Raw genomic sequence first — 17,341 nt, 5'->3', positions numbered from 1 at the left:
TTACTTCGCGATCCAGAACGTGTCGGGCTGGTAGAGGCCGATATACCCGCCCGGATCCCAGGCGAAGTAGCCTTCCTTCGGCACGTTCTTGATCTTCGGACCGACCACGATCGGCTGGCGGATGCCGTTGACCGTGCCGATCGAGAAGACCTCGTCGGCATTGGCCTCGAGGATCTTGTCCCAGGCGGCGCGCCGCCCGGCCTCGTCGGTGGCGTGCTCCCACTCCTTCACGTAGTCGAGCAGCTTGCAGGCTTCGGGCATGTCGCAGGCCTCGCCCATCCTGCCCTTGGATTCGACGAACATGCCCCAGCGCGACCATTGCAGCCCGCCCTGCATCGTGGGCGCGAACTCCTTGGGGCTGGTATTGGGGGTGGGCACGGCGGTGACGACGCCGGCGAAGGCCGTCATGTTGGCCTCGCCCGAGAAGGTGCGCAGACGGAAATTGTCGCGGGTCTGCGGCTTGGTCAGCATCTTGATGCCGACCTTCTTCCACATCTCGGAGATCAGGTGCAGCGCGTCGGCATCCTCGGTCTCCTCGCTCGCCATCTCGACGACGATCGTGGCCGGCCGCCCGTCGGGCAGCAGGCGGATGCCCTGGCTGTCCTTCTTGTTCAGCCCGACCTCGTCGAGCAGCTTGTTGGCCAGCTTGGGATCGTACTTCGCCCATTTGGTGGCGTATTCCGGCTTGAACAGCTCGGAGCGGTCCATGATCGTGTTGTTCGAGGGCTTGGCGAGGCCGAGATAGACGACCTGGTTCAGCTCGTCGCGGTCGATCGCCAGCGACAGGGCGCGGCGGAAGCGCACGTCGCGCATCAGCTTGCGCCATTCCTCGTCATTGGCGTTGAGGTTGGGATAGAGCGCGAGCTGGGAGCCCGAGCCGGATTCCCACAGGCGGACCTCGATGCCGGAACTCTTCGCACTCTTCTGGAGGAACGTGTAGTCGCGCATGTTGAGATAGCGCGGCTGCAGGTCGGCCTCGCCCAGGCCCGCCTTCGCCGGCACCAGGTTGGGCGCGACCTGGGTGAAGACCACGCGGTCGACATAGGGGAGCTGCTGACCCTTCTCGTCGATGCGGTGGTAGTAGGGATTGCGCACGAAGACGTAGCGCTGCGACGGCGATGGCGTCGTGTTCACCCAGGGATTGAGCGTCGGCAGCTCGGGATTGTCGTTGGCGTACATGACGTCATGACGCTTGTAGATCTGCACCCAGCTGCCGCCCTGCTGGCCGCCCTTTCCCGACTTCGCGATCTCGTCGGGGTTGGTGTACTTGGCATGGAACTTCTTGAGGTAGTGGGCCGGCCGGAACAGGAACAGCGGCGCGGCACGGGCCTGGCTCTCGATGAAGTAGGGGTTGGGTTTGTCCCAGGAATACTTGATCGTGCGCTCGTCGATGATCTCGACCTTCGGTGGCTGGCCGTCGACCATCAGCTCGACGGAGGGGCCGGAGCGCGACAGCTCCTTGTTGTTGGCCACGTCCTCCCAGAAGAACCGGAAGTCCTCGGTCGTGAAGGGATGGCCGTCGGACCATTTGTGGCCTGCCCGGAGCTTGAAGGTGAACTCGCGTCCTTCCTTGTCCTCGTAGCTCTCGAGGATGTCGGGCATGAGCTTGAACTTGTCGTTGTAGATGATCAGCCGGGTGTAGCTGTAGATCGTCATCAGGCGGGTATCGCGGGCGCTGCCCACGAGAATGTTGAGGTCACCCCCGGGCTTGCCGGGGCCTTCGCCGCCGGCGAAGCGCTTCACCACCCAGGGCTGCTCGGGGATGCGCTTGCCGACGGGCGGAAGCGCGCCCGACTTCACCTCGCTCTCGAGCATCGGCGTTTCCTGCATCGTCGGCAGCGGGTCGGCGGCGAAGGCCGGGCTGCAGAGCAGGCTGAAAAGGATACTCTTGGCGAAGACGCGTCTGTTCATGTGAGCCCGCCCTGTCGTTTGGCTGCGGTATCTGCCGCATTCATGACGAATCAAATCGCTGAAAGTTGCCGAGGTCAATGGCGGCAAGGTCGCGCGACCGCGCCACAATTTCTTCATGATTGGCCGGACCCTCAGTATCGGTCGAACGCCCGTCGCGGGCCGGGCCGCGTGCCCTCCGGGACGACGGGCTTCACGGTGCCGTTCGCCTCGACATCGGCGACCGTGTAGGGACCATCGACGCCGATGGGGCGGTCGCCCTTCACGGTCACGCGCTCCATCGTCCGGCGGGCGGGGTAATAGTCGTGCGCCGCGTAGTGGAGGACCGAGCGATTGTCCCACATGACCAGCGTGTGGGGCCGCCATTTCACGCGCAGCTGGTACTCCGGGATCGTCGCCTGGCGGTAGAGGAAGGCCAGCAGCGCGTCGCTCTCGTCGGGCTTGAGCCCCTTGATGCGCACGCAGAACTGCTGGTTGACGTAGAGGACGCGCCGTCCGGAAACCGGGTGGACCCGCACCACCGGATGCCAGGGATTGGGAAAATCGTCCTCCAGCTGTCGCAGCCTGGCGCGGTCGCTCTGGCCGAACAGGGGCCGCCACGGCTTGAAGTCGTGCAGCGCCTCCAGCCCGTGGATGTGCTGCTTCATGCGGTCGCTCAGGCCGCGATAGGCGGCGCTCATGCTGGCAAACAGCGTGTCGCCGCCCGTCTCGGGGACGACCTTGGCGCGCAGGATGGTCGCCATCGGCGGGCAGTCGCGGAAGGTCTCGTCGGCGTGCCAGATGTCGGTGAGCGCCGGCGGGTTGTCCCGCGAATAGTCGAGGATGATGACCTCGGGCCGGTCGGGCAGGTTGGGCGAGAAGGGATGGATCGACAGTTCGCCGAACCGGGCCCCGAACGCCATCTGCTGATCGACGGTGATGTCCTGGTCGCGCAGCACGATCACCTCGTAGCGCACCAGGGCCTCGTGGATCGTCCGGAACTGGGCCGGACCGAGCGGCTGCCGGAGATCGACCCCCTCGATCTCGGCCCCGATGAAGCCGTTGATCGGCCGGACGGTCACCGGCGCTTCGGTCGCCTTGCGCGATGCGGTAGAGCGTGCTCCCGGCATCGTTTCCTCCGCTTGCTTATTAGGTTAATCCTAGAGCGGAATGGGATGAGATGGAATCGCAACCGATTCCATCTCATCCCATTCGCGCGGCACGATGGAAGTTGTTGCGAGAGGGCATGATGAGATTGTCTGTTCCAGCCGATCTCATCATGCTCCAGCGGCAATCGGCGGGGAGGACCATGGCAAGCGGCCTGGAGAACGAATTCGCGACGCTGCACGAGATCGTCAAGGCGGCGAAGGTCCGGCTCAACGGCAACATCTGGGACTATCTGATCGGCGGCACCGAGACCGAGACGACGCTGCGGCGCAACCGCATGGCGCTGGACTCCATCGCCTTCCGCCCCCGGGTGCTGCGCGACGTCTCGAGCATCGACCCGTCGTCGGAGATCCTGGGCAAGAGGATCCGCCTACCGGTGATGCTGGCGCCCGTCGGGTCGCTGGAATCCTTCGAGCCCGGCGGCGGCATCACCGTCGCCAAGGGGGCGGGAGCCGGCAACGTCGCCATGCTGATCAGCTCGGTGACCACGCTCAAGCTCGAGGACATCGTCAAGGGCGGCGACGGGCCCAAGATCTACCAGCTCTACGTGCGCGGCGACGATGCCTGGGTCGCCGATCGCGTGAAGCAGGCGATGGACGCGGGCTACGATGCCTTCTGCATCACCGTCGACACGCAGGTCTACTCGCGGCGCGAACGTGACATCACCAAGCGCTTCGTGAAGTCGTGGCGCACGGCGGCGACGGGCCAGGATCATCAGGCGGCCTTCGCCTGGGACAATTTCAAGCGGGTGAAGGACAGGTTCCCCGACGTGAAGTTCATGCTGAAGGGCATCGGCACCGGCGAGGACGCCGAGATCGCCTGCCAGCACGGGGTCTGGGCGGTCTACTGCTCCAACCATGGCGGCCGCCAGCTCGACCATGGGCGCGGCTCGGCGGCCGTGCTGCCCGAGATCGTCGAGGCGGTGAAGGGCCGGGCCAGGGTCGCGGTCGACGGCTCGTTCAGCCGCGGCAGCGACATCGTGAAGGCGATCTGCCTCGGCGCCGACTGGGTGGGCCTGGGCCGGCTCTACTGCTACGGACTGGCCGCGGCGGGCGCCGCCGGCATCGAGCGCGTGGTCGAGCTGCTCGAGGATGAGATGAACGAGGTTATGGGCCTGCTCGGCGTCACCAGCCTGAAGCAGCTCGACAGGAGCTATATCTCCGCGAGCGTGCCGACCAACCTGCCCGGCGTCCACTCGGCCTTCCCCCTGATGCACGAAGGCTATTGACGCCGGCCCGCGGCCAAGCCCGAGCCCCAAGAACGCTCGCGACCTGCCAAGAGGGCCGGCAAACGGTCGCGCGCGGCCCCGTCGGAAGGGGCCAATGCAAATTGTTGGCAATTCGGGTATCGAGTGCAGAATCGGTGCACGAGGTGAATCCCCCGATGAGCGAGGCAAATGCCCCCGCGACGTCGCAGCTCCATCGCGATGCGCTCCCGGTCACGCGCGTTTCCACGGAGTTCCATCTGCGGGGCCTCGACCTGTTGACCCGCGTGCAGGACGACATCATCGATTCCCTGATCGTCGTGACGCTGGTGCGAGACCAGATGACGCCCCCGCGGCGCGAGCCCGTGAGCGTGCGCGAGCTGTCTCGCGCACTGGACATGCCGGCCGAGACGGTTCGCCGCCGCGTCCTGGGCCTGGCGCGAAGCGGCCAGTGCGTGGTGACGGATGATGGCGTCTCCGTCCCGCCGGCCGTGCTGCGCGGCCGGTCCGTCACGACGTTCCTGCGCAAAATCTACGTCAACGCTGTCCGCCTGCTGGCCGACCTGACGCGCATAGAGGTCGCCGCCTTCGCCTCGTCGTCGCGGCGCAGCGTCGAGGCCGGCCGGCTGGCGCCGGAGCAGACCGCCATCGCCATCGCGGCGACCGGGCTGCTGCTCGCCGGCATTCGCGCGCTGCGCACCTTCTGGGGCGGCGACCTGATGAGGGGATTGATCTACACCGCGATCTGGACGGCGAACGTCAAGCACGTGACCAACAGCACGCCGGCGGCGCACCGGATATCGCTGCCCGACAGCCTTCGCGTGCCGGTCAGCGTGTCGGCGATCGCCCGGTCGCTACGCCTGCCCTACGAGACCGTTCGCCGCCATGCCGATTCCCTGGTCCAGGAGGGCATCTGCATCCGCGCCGGACGCCGCGGGCTCTATGTGCCGCTGGCGTTCATTCTGCGCATTTCGGCCGGGCCGGAGATCGGCCATCGGCTCGTGCTGGACTTCCTCGCCGACCTGCGCCACCGCGGGGTGCAGGTTTGAACTCTACCAGCTGAGCCGCAGTCCGGCGGTGAGGGCGTGGCTGTCGGTGCCGGCGCCGAGCTCGCCGTCGTAGCGCAGGTAGAGCTGCGTCGCCGCTGCAATCGCCGTCGTCGCCGAGAAGCCGACGATGGCGGCGTCGCGCGTCGGCGTCGCCCCATAGACGGTGAACGACGCAGACGGCGCACCGGCGAACGACGCGGTGATCGGCCGGCCGACATTGGCATATTCGTGCTGCCAGCCCAGCCGCAGGCCGAAGCCGAAGGCGCCGATGGTGCTGTCGAGCGCCGCGCCCAGCACCGAACGCACCGACGACGTCGTCTGCTGCGCGACGGTGAGATTGAGCGAGTTCGCGCCGGACTCGGTGAAGCCGTTCTGTGTCGAGCTGCTGGCCTGGAAGCGTGCGAAGGGCGTCACGCTCGCCCTGTCCCACAGGCCGACCCTGTAGCCGGTTTCGACCTGTGCCAGTGCCTGGTTGGCACCGGCGCTGCCGGAGGCGGTGCGCGGCTGCAGGCCGGGGATCTGGATCTGCCGCTGCATCTGGTTGCCGATGTAGGCGTAGCCTGCCAGTGCGTCGGCATAGAAGGCCGATTGCATGAAGGAGCCGTAGGCGGCGACGCTGACCGAGTCGCTCCAGCCCTGGCCCATGAGACCGCTCACCCATTGGGTGCCGTGCGCGTAGCCGACGCCGAGGCCGACCAGGAAGCGCGGGTCGAGGCGATAGTCGATTCCGGCCGCGCCGCCGCCGACATTGTACGTGAGCGTCGATGCGTTGCCGTTGCCCTGGATCGAGCCCAAGCCTCCCAGGCCGCTGAACCAGGCGCTGAGCCGCCGCGTGTCGTCGCACGCCTCGATCTCGCAGGCCTGGGCCAGGGCCACGCGCGCGCCCGGCGCGGTGCCCGAGCGGGCATTCGCCATCTGCTGGCCAAGCGTGTTCATGAACAGCGCGGCGCCGGCGACGTTGGTGGTGCCAATGTCGGCATAGGGCTGGCCGCTGACGGCGTTGAGCGCCGGCGCGGCCTGGCTGGTCGTGAGGTTGGCGAGCGCGCCGACGACGGTGGCGAAGTCGCCGGTGGCACTGGCCCAGGTCTGATCGAGCGCGGCGCCGACGGCGCGCTGGTTGCCGGTGTTGCCGCCGAAGCCCGAGAACGGCGTGGCGCCCTCCAGGGCCAGGGTCAGCAGAACGCTGTTGGCGGTGTAGCTGAGGCTCGGCGTCAGGAAGGCGTAGTTGGAGGTGACGCCGCTGTAGGTGCCCGACACCCCGCCGGTGGCGCTGAGGATCGTGTAGGTGGCGCTGGTGGCGTAGCTGCCGCTGGCCACCGCCTGGACCGCCGCTCCGCTGATGGTGGCGCTGCCGTTGACGGACACCCTGTCGCTCTGGCCCTGGGCATTGGCCTCGACGACGTAGGTCCCGCCCGTCTGCACGAAGTTGCCGTTGACGGTCAGCGTGCCGATCGAGTTGCCCGGCGCCAGTGTGCCGCCGTTCGAGACCAGGCCGCCGATCGTTCCGCTGCCGCCTATGCTGCTGGCGCTGTCCAGCGTCACGGTGCTCGCGATCGATCCGTTCACCACCAGCCCGCTGCCGGTCACCGTGGTCGGGCCGCTGAAGCTGCCGGTGCCCGTGAAGGTGTAGGTGCCGCCGCCTTGCAGGGCGAGGCTTCCCGTGCCCGACAGGCTGCCGGCATAGGTGCCGTTGCCGCTCTGGCTGAACACAACGGCCGCATTGTTTGCGATGTTGCCCTGCAGGGTCGCGGTGGTGCCTTGCAGCGTGCCGCCCGACACCGTCGTCCCGCCGCCATAGGTGTTGGCGCCGGTCAGGATCAGAGTCCCCAGGCCGGCCTTGGTGAGGCCGCCGCTGCCGCTGATCGCCGACGCTAGCATGACCGTGTTGCCGTTGGTGTCGAACGTGCCGCCTCCGGGACCGAGCGGATCGAGCCTGCGGGAGACGTCGATCGTGTTGCCGGTTGCCCATTGCAGGCCGCCGCCGTTCAGCGTGATGTTGCCGGTGCCGAAGTTTCCGAGACTGGTGAAGTTGATCAGCCCGCCGGTGACCGTCGTGCCGCCGCCGTAGGTGTTGCCGGCGTTGGTGATGGTCATGGTGCCGCTGCCCTGCTTGACGAAGGCGCCGGTAGCATCGCCGACGAGGTAGGCGGCGACGGTCGTATCGCTGGAATCGCCTGCGGTCAGCACGGCACCGTTTTCCAGGCGAACTCCGGCGAGCAAGCCCGACGACTGGAACCGGCCCACCGTCTGCCGGAATCCGCCCAGGTCGAGGACGCCAGTGCCGTTGACCGTCAGCCCGCCCGTCGTGGGCAAGGCATTGTCGGCTCCGATCCGCAGGGTACCGCCGCTGACCGTGGTGCCGCCGGCATAGGTGCTGTTGCCCGACAGGAGGAGAGTGGTACCACCGATCTTGGTCAGACCGCCGGTTCCGCCGATCGACTGCGAGATCGTGCTGGCACTGAAGCCACCGGTCTCGATCGTGCCGCCCGCGCCGCCCAGCGTGAGGGTGCGGGTGCTGGCGAGGATGAGGGCTTCCGCGAATTGCAGGGTGCCACCGTCGAGCGTCACGCTGCCGTTTGCGGCGCCGAGGCCGTCGTCGGCCGAGATGGCTACTTTGCCGCCCTTGATCGTCGTCCCGCCCTCATAGGCGTTGATGGCGTTGAGCCAGAGCGAACCATCGCCCGTCTTGGTCAGGCCGCCCGTCCCGCCGATGGCGCGACTCTGAAACAGGGTCACGCCGCTGTCGACGTCGATGGTGTTGGTGGTGCCGCTGTTCAGCGTCAGGGCGTGCGCGTTCGCGAAGTTTGCCGTGGCCCTGAGCGTGCCGCCGGCCAGCGTGAGCGTGGAGGCATTGGCACCGAGACTGCCGTTTTCCGCAACCGAGAGCGTACCGGCACTCACCGTCCACGACGTCGTGGCGGTCGTGGTTCCGGTCAACGTCCAGGTGCTGCTGCCGGTCTTCTCGTACACGCCAAAGCCGCGGTACTGCGCGGCCGTGCCGATCGTGGCGACGTTGAGAGAGGCATCAGCCGAGCCGCCCAGCCGCAGCGTGTCGGCGAGGCTTGCCGCCTGCACGTTGCCGTTGATGGTCGAGCCTGACCGCACCTCGAGAACGTTGGTGCCGCCGGCGAAAGTGATGGCGTTGGCCCGGGAACCTCCCGACCCTGCGTTGCCCCCCGAGATTGTTCCGGAATTGACGATGGCGAGTCCCGTGCCGACGATTCCGGCGCCACCGACGCCCACGTTCCCAGCGCCGAAGCCGCCGGCGCCGCCGGCGCCGCCATTGCCGCCCGTGATCGTGCCGGTGTTGGTGAGTGTCGCGCCCGAGGCGGTGAACTGCCAACCGATGCCGCCGTCGCCGCCGCTGCCGCCGTTCCCGCCGTTGTTCCCGCCGCTGGCCTGCCCGTCGCCGCCGTTGCCGCCGTTGCCCGCCGTGACGGCGGCGCTGTTGCTGCTGGCGCCGGTTCCGGTCGTGATGACGCCATAGCCGCCGGCCCCGCCGCCGCCGCCGCCATTCGCGTTGCTGGGGCCGCTGCCGCTGGTGCCGTTGCCTCCCACGGCGCCGGCTATCGTCCCGGCATTGTCCAGGCTTACGGTGCCGCTTCCGTTGCCGTTGGCACCGCCGTCGCCCCCGGTGCCGCCGACGTCGCCGCCCGATGAACCGCCGGCGCCACCGGCTCCGCCACCAGCGCCACCGCCGCCGCCGCCGCCGGCTGCGTTGGAATCGCCCTCCCCTTCGTTTCCGGCCGTTCCCGTGAAGCCGGAGCCGCCGGCACCGCCGCCCACGGAATCGTTTTCGCCGCTGCCTCCGTCGCCGCCCCTCGCCAGGGCGGCGCCGCTTCCGGCCGCGAGGATGAGACAAGTGGTGAGGCAGGTCGTCGACAGCAACGTCGCCAACCGGCGCGCGGCACACGAAGGACGGACGGCACGCACGATGTGCACTCCACGGTTGTCATGAGCGGACCGGGAGATGCTTGCGCGACGACTCGTGCGTGCTGAAGGTCAGGACTACCCAGATTGAGGCAATCGTCAGATTCTGGCCGTCCGTGCCCCGGAATGGGTAGGGCCGGACTGGTGTCGCAATGCCGACCGTCCCACAGTTTCCGGTCGCTGTCGGTCCGACGAGAGCAATCTTTCGGAGAGCAGGACGACGGGCCTGTCGGGCTCACGCGTCCGGCATTGTTTCTCGCGCGCCGGAGACCTCGATCGGCGCGAGAGGAGGGCGCGCCTGAAGCTACCAGGAAAGTCGCAGGCCGGCGGTCAACGCGTGGTTGTCGGTGCCGACGGCGAGCTCGCCGTCGTAGCGCAGGTAGACGTCGGTGGCCTGGGCGATGCTGGTCGTCGCGGAGAAGCCGACGATGGCGCTGTCGCGGGTCGGCGTCGCACCGTAGACGGTGAAGGCGGCGGTGGGGGCGCCGGTGAAGGCGGCGGTGATCGGCCGCGCGGTGTCGGCGTATTCGTGCTGCCAGCCGAGGCGGAGCGCGAGGGACAGGAACCGCTCGCTGCCGAGCGCGAGGCTGCTCGCGATCGAGGCGCCGAGCACGGTGCGGAGAGAGTTTGTGGTCTGCTGGGCGACGTTGAGGTTCAGTGCGTTGGCGCCCGATTCGGAGAAGCCGTTCTGATTCGTGCTGGATGCCTGGAAGCGGGCGAAGGGGGTGAGGCTCGTCGCGGCGTCCCACAGCCCGAGCCGGTAGCCGGTCTCGACCTGGCCGAGGACCTGGTTGGCGCCGGTGCTGCCGTTGGCGGTGCGGGCCTGCAGGCCGGGGACCTGGATCTGCCGCTGCATCTGGTTGCCGACATAGGCATAGCCGGCCAGGGCATCGGCATAGAAGCCGGCCTGAGTGAACGAGCCGTAGGCGGCGACGCTGACCGAGTCGCTCCAGCCCTGGCCCATGAAGGCGTTCACCCACTGGGTGCCGTGCGTGTAGCCGAGGCCGAGGCCGACCAGGATGCGAGGATCGACGCGGTAGTCGATGCCGGCGGCGCCGCCGCCGACATTGTAGGTGAGGGTCGAGGCGTTGCTGTCGCCCTGGACGAAACCGAGGCTGCCGAGGGCGCTGAACCAGGCGCTGAACGGGCTGGCGCCGTCGCAGGCGGCGACGTCGCAGGCCTCGGCCAGGGCCCTGCGCTGTCCGCTGCCGGTTGCGCCGCTGCGGGCCGCGCCACCGCGGGCCATCGCCATCTGCTGGCCGAGCGTGTTCATGAACAGCGCGGCGCTGGCGATGTTGGTGGTGCCGAAGTCGGCATAAGGCTGGCCACTGATGGCGTTGAGGGCGGGGGCGGCCTGGCTGGTGTTGAGGTTGGCCAGGGCGCCGATGACGGTGGCGAAGTCGCCCGTGGCGGTGGCCCAGGACCGGTCGAGGGCGGTGCCGACGGCGCGCTGGTTGGGCGTGTTGCCGCCGAAGCCCGAGAAGGGCGCCGGCCCCTGCAGGGCGAGGGTAAGGAACACGTTGTTGGGATCGTAGGTCAGCGATGGCGTCAGGAAGGCGAAGTTGCTGCTGACGCCGGCATAGGTGCCACTGATTCCGCCGGTGGCGTTCAGGATGGTGTAGGTGGTGCTGGTGGCGTAGGTGCCGGTGGCGGCGAGGACCTGGACGTTGGCGCCGTTGAGGGTGGCGGTGCCGGCGACGTTGACGCGGTCGCTCTGTCCCTGGGCGTTGGCCTCGACGACATAAGTGCCGCCGTTCTGGACGAAATTGCCGTTGATGGTGAGCGTGCCGATGGAATTGCCGGGCGCGATGATGCCGCCGGAGGAGACGAAGGCGCCGATCCTGCCGCTGCCGGCAAGGATGCCGCCGTTGGCGACGGTGACGGTGCTGGCGAGGCTGCCGTTGACGATGAGGGTGCTGGCATCGACGGTGGTCGGACCCGTGTAGGTGTTGCTGCCCGCGATGGTGAGCGCGCCGCCGCCCTGCAGGGTCATGCTGCCGCTGCCGGCCATGGCGCCGGCGTAGGTGCCCGGCCCCGTCTGGTTGAAGGTAATGCTGCCGTTGTTGAGGATGCTGCCCTGGAGGCTGGCGGCGTTGGCGATCACAGTGGTGGCCGGGGCCACGGACGTGCCGCCAGTGTAGCTGTTGAATCCGGAGAGGGTGTAGCTGCCGCCACCCTGGAGGGCGAGCGAGCCCGTGCCGGACATGTTGCCGGCGTAGGTGCCGCTTCCGACCTGGCTGAAGACGACAGCGGCGTTGTTGGCGATGTTGCCCTTGAGGCTGGCAGTCGTGCCCTGCAGTGTGCCGGCGGCGACCAGCGTGCCGCCGCTGTAGCTGTTGCTGCCGGTGAGGATGGTGGTGCCCGGTCCCGCCTGCACGAAGCTGCCGGTGCCGCCGATCGCATTGGCGAGGGTGACCGTGTCGGAGCGGTTGACCTGCAGCGTGCCGTTGTTGGTCACGGCGCCCGTGCCGAGCGAGCCCGTCGTGCCGCCCGCGCCGATCTGCAGTGTGCCGGCCGAGATCGTCGTCGTGCCGCTGTACGTGTTCGATCCGGTGAGCGTGAGGACGCCGGTTCCGTCCTTGGTCAGCGTTCCGGTCGCGGTGCCGATGATGCCGGAGATGACGGTGTTGCCGGCGCCGCCGATGGTGAGCGCCTGGCCGGCGCCGGCGATGTTGCCCGAGAGCGTCAGCGTGCCGGCATCGCTGTTGATGCGGGCGGCCGAGCTGAGCGCGATCGCGCCGGCAAAGCTGTTGTCGCCGGATGCGCTGCGCAGGGCGCCGCCGTTCGACGCGCCGCTGCCCGCCAGCGTCAGGGTCTCCAGCCCGACGGCGATGCCGCCCTGGAGCTGCAGGGTGGCGCCGCCGAGCACCGTCGTTCCGTTCGCGACCGAGCCCAGCGCGCCGGCGTTGCCGATGGCCAGCGTCCCGGCGGCGACGACGGTGGCGCCATCGTAGGTGTTGGCGGCCGTCAGGGTCAGCGTGTCGGCGCCGCTCTTCGTCAACGTGTCGGCGGCGCCGCCCGAGATGACGCCCGACAGCGTCGCGTTCCCGCCGCTCGTATCGAGCGCGCCGCCACCGCCGGCCAGCGTCACCGCGCGCGACGTCGCGGCCGCCGCCGTCACGCTGAGCGTGCCTCCGCCGAGGGTCAGCGTGCTGGCCTCGCTGCCCAGCGACAGGAAATCGGAGATCGCCAGCGTGCCCTGTTCGACGGTCCAGGGTGTGGTCGTGCCCGACTGGTCGCCGGTCAGCGTCCAGGTGCCGGTGCCGGTTTTGGCGAAGAAATCGAAATCGCGATACTGCGCAGTGGCGCCGATCTGCGACACGTCGAAGGTTTGGCTGGCAGTGCCGCCGAGGCTGAGCGTGTCGCTGGAGCCGCCGGCGAGTACAGTGCCCGAAATCCCGTCGGTCCGGTGGATCTCGAGCGTGTTGGTGCCGCCGAGGAACTGGATCGCATTTGCCTGAGGACCGCCGTTTCCAGCCAGGCCGCCGGCGACCGAGCCCGTCGAGGTTACGACGATCCTGGATCCGGAGGCCGTGATGCCGATGCCGCCGCTCCCGGCAAATCCAGCCGTTCCGGAAGTCGCCTGGTCGCCGCCCGTTCCGCCGCTCACGGATCCGCTGATGATCAATGTGTTGCCCGAACCTGAGACGACGCCCGTCCCGCCATTGCCGGCCGGGACGTTGACGCCTCCGCCGGTCCCGAGGGTGCCGCCGTTTCCGCCCCTCACCGTCCCGCCCAGCGTGACCTCATTCGACGATCCGGTGAGCCGGAGGCCGCTGCCGCCACTGCCACCAGAGCCCTTGGCGGCCGTCCCTCCGCTATTTCCGCCGTTTCCGCCGCTGCCACCGGCCAGGTTCTCGCCGATCGTCCCGGTCAGACCACTGCCGGTGACGACGGCGCCGTAGCCGCCAGCGCCGCCACCGCCGCCGCCGCCGGTCGAATGGCCGCCGTTTCCGCCGTTGCCGCCAGTGACAGCGATCGTTGGCAATGAGACGCTGACAATGCCATGGGCGCCGCCGCCGCCGCCGCCTGCACCCGCCGTCGACCCGTTTTCGCCGTTTCCGCCGGCCGCGCCCGGCGTTGCGCCGCCGGCCCCGCCGTGTCCAAGGGCGGGATTGTTGGCTGCGCCGTCACCGCCATCGCCCCCCGTGGCGCCGGCGCCACCCCCCGCACCGGCGCCGCCACCCGTCGTTCCTGATCGGGCGAGGCTGCTGGCCCCGCCGGTTGCCCCGACTCCGGTCGCACTATCGGCGCCACCCGCGCCGCCGGTGCCCGCCGGGCCGCTGCCGCCGGCTCCGCCGTCCGCCAGAGCCTGGCCGCCGGCGGCGAGCACGGTGGATGCGATCGCGGACAGCAACGTGATCGAGGTCACTCGCGTGCGTCGCATCGTCGGCCCTTCCTAACCCAAGGCTTCGCGTCGACGCGTAACCCCAGCGTCGACGAACTCTTCCCGATATGAAACTAGGGGCAGTGCACGTCGCCACAGAAGGCCAACCGTCACCAAAATGAGCCGGCGGACTACACAAAATGAGCCACCCGGCATCGAAACGACGCGAGTTGTCGGCATCGGTCGATAACACTCTCTGGTCGTAGACGGGAGCGCGCTCTCAAGTCGCGCTGGAGCTTGAAATGTCGAGTGTTTCGGCTGTCGATGCGCAAACAACTTGCAGCATTTTCACTGAAATAAACTCAGTCACTCGCAACTGATGCTGGCAGCAGCGAATTGCCTTCACGCGGGTTCTTCGATGCGTAGAGTGCTGGTGGTGCGTCGCATGCTTGACAGTATCTGCCCAACACCGGCCCGGCTCATGTCGGGTCGTCCATCGTGCTTGTCGATCGTGTGCAAGCGTGTGGCGTCGCTCGTCCCGGTCGAATCCCCATGACATCGCCCTCTCGCAAGCCTGGAAGGGGAAGCAACGACGTCCGCGCGCCAAAGGCGTCACTCACGGCAGCGACCCGCAAGGCGGTGCGCCGGCAGGACCGGCCGCCCGACTCGTCCCGGTTGCCGCCTCATGTCTATCCCGTGCTGCGGGTCTTCACCGAGTATTGCCTGCGCGGTTTCGACCTGTTGAGCGATCTGCAGGACGACCTCGTGCGCGGGGCGATCTTCACCACGCTGGTGCACGACCAGGCGGGGATGCCGGGCCGTGCCCCGGTGCGGATACGGGAACTGGCGCGCCGGCTCGGAACGCCCTACGAGACCGTGCGCCGCCAGGTCATCGAACTCGTTCGGGCCGGGCAATGCCGGGAAGAGGGAGGTGGCATCATGGTGCCAGCCGCGGTGCGCCGCAGCCGTCGCGTCGCCGCGTTCCTGCGCCGCCTCTACCTCAACACCACCCGCGTCCTCGTCGATCTGACGCGCGTCGGAATGGTGAGATACGGCATGAAGTCATCGGGCCTGCCGCGGTCGGGTCGGCTCGAGAAGGAACAGGTCGCCATCGCCCGTGCCGGCACGGCCGCTCTCCTGGCGGGCCTCAAGGCGATGCGGACCTATTGGCGGGGCGCGATGACCAAGGGGCTGGTCTACACCGCGATCTGGACGGCAAACGTCAAGCACGTCACGAACACCGCGACGGCCGGCACGCGTGGCTTGCTGCAGGACAAGAGCCGCCTGCCGGTGAACGTCATGGCGATCGCGCAGTCGCTGCGCCTGCCCTACGAGACGGTCCGTCGCCACGCGCAGGCGCTGCTCAAGGAGGGGCTTTGCGTGCGTGTCGGCAAGGGCGGCCTAATCGTGCCGGCGGCGACGCACCGACGCCTGGCGGAGGGCAGCCTCGTCGCCTACCGCCTCATGGTGGACTTCCTTGCCGATCTTCGGCAGGCCGGCATCAGGGTCTAAAGCGGGTGCGGACCTCCAAGTCTGCTCGCGCTCTTGTCTTTTCTGCGCGGTGCGGGCTTTCGCGCTTGGTTACAAGCACTGCCGCCCGCCAGAGGTTAGCGCGTCTGACGCGCTAACCTCTACCGACGAACGGCATCTTCGTCGCCATCACGGTCATGAACTGAACGTTGGCGTCGAGCGGCAGGCTGTCCATGTAGAGGATGGCGTTGGCGACCGCGCTCACGTCCATGCGCGGTTCGGGGATGGTCGTGCCGTTGGGCTGCAGCACGCCCTTGGTCATGCGCTCGGTCATCGGCGTCACGGCATTGCCGATGTCGATCTGGCCGCAGGCGATGTCATAGGCGCGGCCGTCGAGCGAGGTCGACTTGGTGAGCCCGGTGATGGCGTGCTTGGTCGAGGTGTAGGCGACCGAGAAGGGCCGCGGCGCATGGGCCGAGATCGAGCCGTTGTTGATGATCCGGCCGCCGCGCGGCTTCTGGTCCTTCATGATCTTCATGGCCTCCTGGGTGCACAGGAAAGGGCCGGTGAGGTTGGCCGCCACGACCGACAGCCAGGTCTCGTAGGGCAGCTCCTCGAGCGGCACGGGCGGAGCGCCGCCGCCGGCATTGTTGAACACCAGGTCGAGGCGGCCCCACGTGTCCTTGACCGTCTTGAAGAGCGCCACGATGTCGTCGCGCTTGGTGACGTCGGTGGGGACGGCGAGCGCGTTGGGCGCATTGTTGCCGGCCATCTTCGCCGTCTCGTCCAGCGCGTCCTTGCGCCGGCCGGCCAGCGCCACCTTGTAGCCGTTGTTCAGCAGGGCGAGCGCCGAGGCGCGGCCGATGCCGCTGCCCGCGCCCGTGACGACCGCGATCTTTCCGCTCATGGGGCTTCCTCCATCGGCGCGGAGCCTAGAGCGTTTCCCGGCGCGGGGAAACCGGGCGGTCCCCGACGCCCGCCGGGCGGCGTCACTTCAGCATGCTGTGCGGAATGAGCAGGATGATCTGGGGGAAGGCGACCAGCAGGGCGACGTTCAGGATGTCGACCAGGACGAACCAGCCGCAGCCGCGGAAGATGTCGCCCATGCTGACGCCCTTGGCGACGCCCTTCAGGATATAGACGTTGAGGCCGACCGGCGGCGTCATCAGGCCGATCTCGACCATGCGCACGACCAGGATGCCGAACACGATCGGGTCGATGCCGAGCTGCTGGATGGTCGGCAGGATGATCGGCACCGTCAGCAGCACCATGCCGATGCCGTCGATGAACATGCCCAGGACCAGGTAGAGGCAGAGGATGCCGATGAGGACGATCGTGGGCGACACGTCGAGCTCGGTGATGCCCTTGGCCAGCGCCGCCGGCGTGCCGGTGAAGCCGAGGAAATGCACGAAGATCAGCACGCCGGCCACGATGGCGAAGATCAGCGACGTGGTGCGGATGGTCTCGATCATCGAGGCGCCGAACTCCTTCAGCCGCAACCGGGGCGCGGCCATCAGGAGTGCCCCGAAGGCGCCGACGCCGGCTGCCTCGGTCGGCGTCGCCAGCCCGGTGTACATGCTCCCCATCACCAGCAGGATGATGGCGATCATGCCCCAGATGCCCTTCAGCGCCACGAACCGGTCGCGCCAGGTGATGCCGGTGATCGGCTGGCCGAGCGCCGGATTGAGCTTGAAGCGCAGCAGGAGCATGGCGACGTAGCTCGCCGCCTGAAGGAGGCCGGGCAGGATGCCGGCCAGCAGCAGCGCGCCGATCGACTCCTCGGCGATGAAGCCGTAGATGACGATCAGGACCGAGGGCGGGATCATGATCGCCATGGTACCGCCGGCCGCGACGCAACCGGTCGAGACCTTGTCGTCGTAGCCGTACTTCTTGAGCTCGGGCAACGCGACCCGGCCCATCACGGCGGCCGACGCCGTCGAGGCGCCGCAGGCGGCCGCAAAGCCGGCGCAGCCCACCACCGTGGCGACGGCGAGTCCGCCGGGCAGGTGGCCCAGCCACTGGCGCGCCGCCCAGTAGATGTCGCGTGTGATGTTGGCGTAATAGGCGAAGAAGCCCATCATGATGAACAGCGGCAGGACCAGCAGGTTGTAGTTGATCAGGTGGCCCAGGATCGACTGGATCGACAGCGACGCCGCCGGATCGTAGCCGCGCAGCAGCCACAGGCCGAAGAAGCCGCACATCGCGGTGGCAAAGGCGATGCGCACGCCCGACAGCAGGAACAGCGTGAGCGCCGTGAGCGCCAGTATGCCGGTGCTAACGGGGTCCATCGCTCGGCTCCCTTGTGCA

Annotated in this window: 9 protein-coding genes; 3 read left to right on the top strand and 6 right to left on the bottom strand. The window is 68.4% G+C overall.

From position 1 onward, the window contains the following. Positions 1-1,911: an ABC transporter substrate-binding protein gene (locus ACO073_RS27445; RefSeq protein ID WP_422002089.1), complete on the bottom strand. Its 1,911-nt coding sequence runs from the start codon at positions 1,909-1,911 to the stop codon at positions 1-3. 131 nt (positions 1,912-2,042) lie between these two features. Continuing rightward, a complete protein-coding gene (locus ACO073_RS27440; protein ID WP_422002088.1) occupies positions 2,043-3,017 on the bottom strand; it encodes a TauD/TfdA dioxygenase family protein in 975 nt (324 codons plus the stop codon). Positions 3,018-3,196: 179 nt separating this feature from the next. Here ACO073_RS27440 and ACO073_RS27435 point away from each other — a divergent pair, with 179 nt between their 5' ends. Then, positions 3,197-4,282, top strand: coding sequence for an alpha-hydroxy acid oxidase (locus ACO073_RS27435; RefSeq protein ID WP_422002086.1), 1,086 nt, complete (start codon positions 3,197-3,199; stop codon positions 4,280-4,282). Between the two features lie 155 nt (positions 4,283-4,437). Beyond that, positions 4,438-5,307 carry a hypothetical protein gene (locus tag ACO073_RS27430; protein WP_422002085.1) on the top strand — a complete coding sequence of 290 codons (870 nt, stop codon included), beginning with the start codon at positions 4,438-4,440 and terminating at the stop codon, positions 5,305-5,307. Between the two features lie 3 nt (positions 5,308-5,310). Here ACO073_RS27430 and ACO073_RS27425 read toward each other — a convergent pair whose 3' ends face one another. Then, positions 5,311-9,093, bottom strand: coding sequence for an autotransporter domain-containing protein (locus tag ACO073_RS27425; RefSeq protein WP_422002083.1), 3,783 nt, complete (start codon positions 9,091-9,093; stop codon positions 5,311-5,313). A gap of 448 nt (positions 9,094-9,541) precedes the next feature. After that, complete coding sequence (locus tag ACO073_RS27420; RefSeq protein WP_422002082.1) at positions 9,542-13,225, bottom strand: autotransporter outer membrane beta-barrel domain-containing protein; 3,684 nt, start codon at positions 13,223-13,225, stop codon at positions 9,542-9,544. Positions 13,226-14,260: 1,035 nt separating this feature from the next. Here ACO073_RS27420 and ACO073_RS27415 point away from each other — a divergent pair. Beyond that, the gene (locus ACO073_RS27415; protein ID WP_422002080.1) at positions 14,261-15,076 is read left to right on the top strand and encodes a hypothetical protein; all 816 of its coding nucleotides are present in this window, start codon (positions 14,261-14,263) and stop codon (positions 15,074-15,076) included. A gap of 112 nt (positions 15,077-15,188) precedes the next feature. Here the strand turns inward: ACO073_RS27415 and ACO073_RS27410 are convergent, their stop codons facing one another. Continuing rightward, positions 15,189-15,941: an SDR family oxidoreductase gene (locus tag ACO073_RS27410; protein ID WP_422002079.1), complete on the bottom strand. Its 753-nt coding sequence runs from the start codon at positions 15,939-15,941 to the stop codon at positions 15,189-15,191. Positions 15,942-16,023: 82 nt separating this feature from the next. Continuing rightward, the gene (locus ACO073_RS27405) at positions 16,024-17,322 is read right to left on the bottom strand and encodes a TRAP transporter large permease (protein ID WP_422002078.1); all 1,299 of its coding nucleotides are present in this window, start codon (positions 17,320-17,322) and stop codon (positions 16,024-16,026) included. Between the last annotated feature and the right edge of the window lie 19 nt (positions 17,323-17,341).

The organism is Reyranella sp., assembly GCF_965229815.1.
In the GTDB taxonomy this organism is placed as follows: Bacteria; Pseudomonadota; Alphaproteobacteria; order Reyranellales; family Reyranellaceae; genus Reyranella.
Note: the sequence above shows the minus strand (reverse complement) of the source record. Positions and strands in the feature narration are given on the sequence as shown.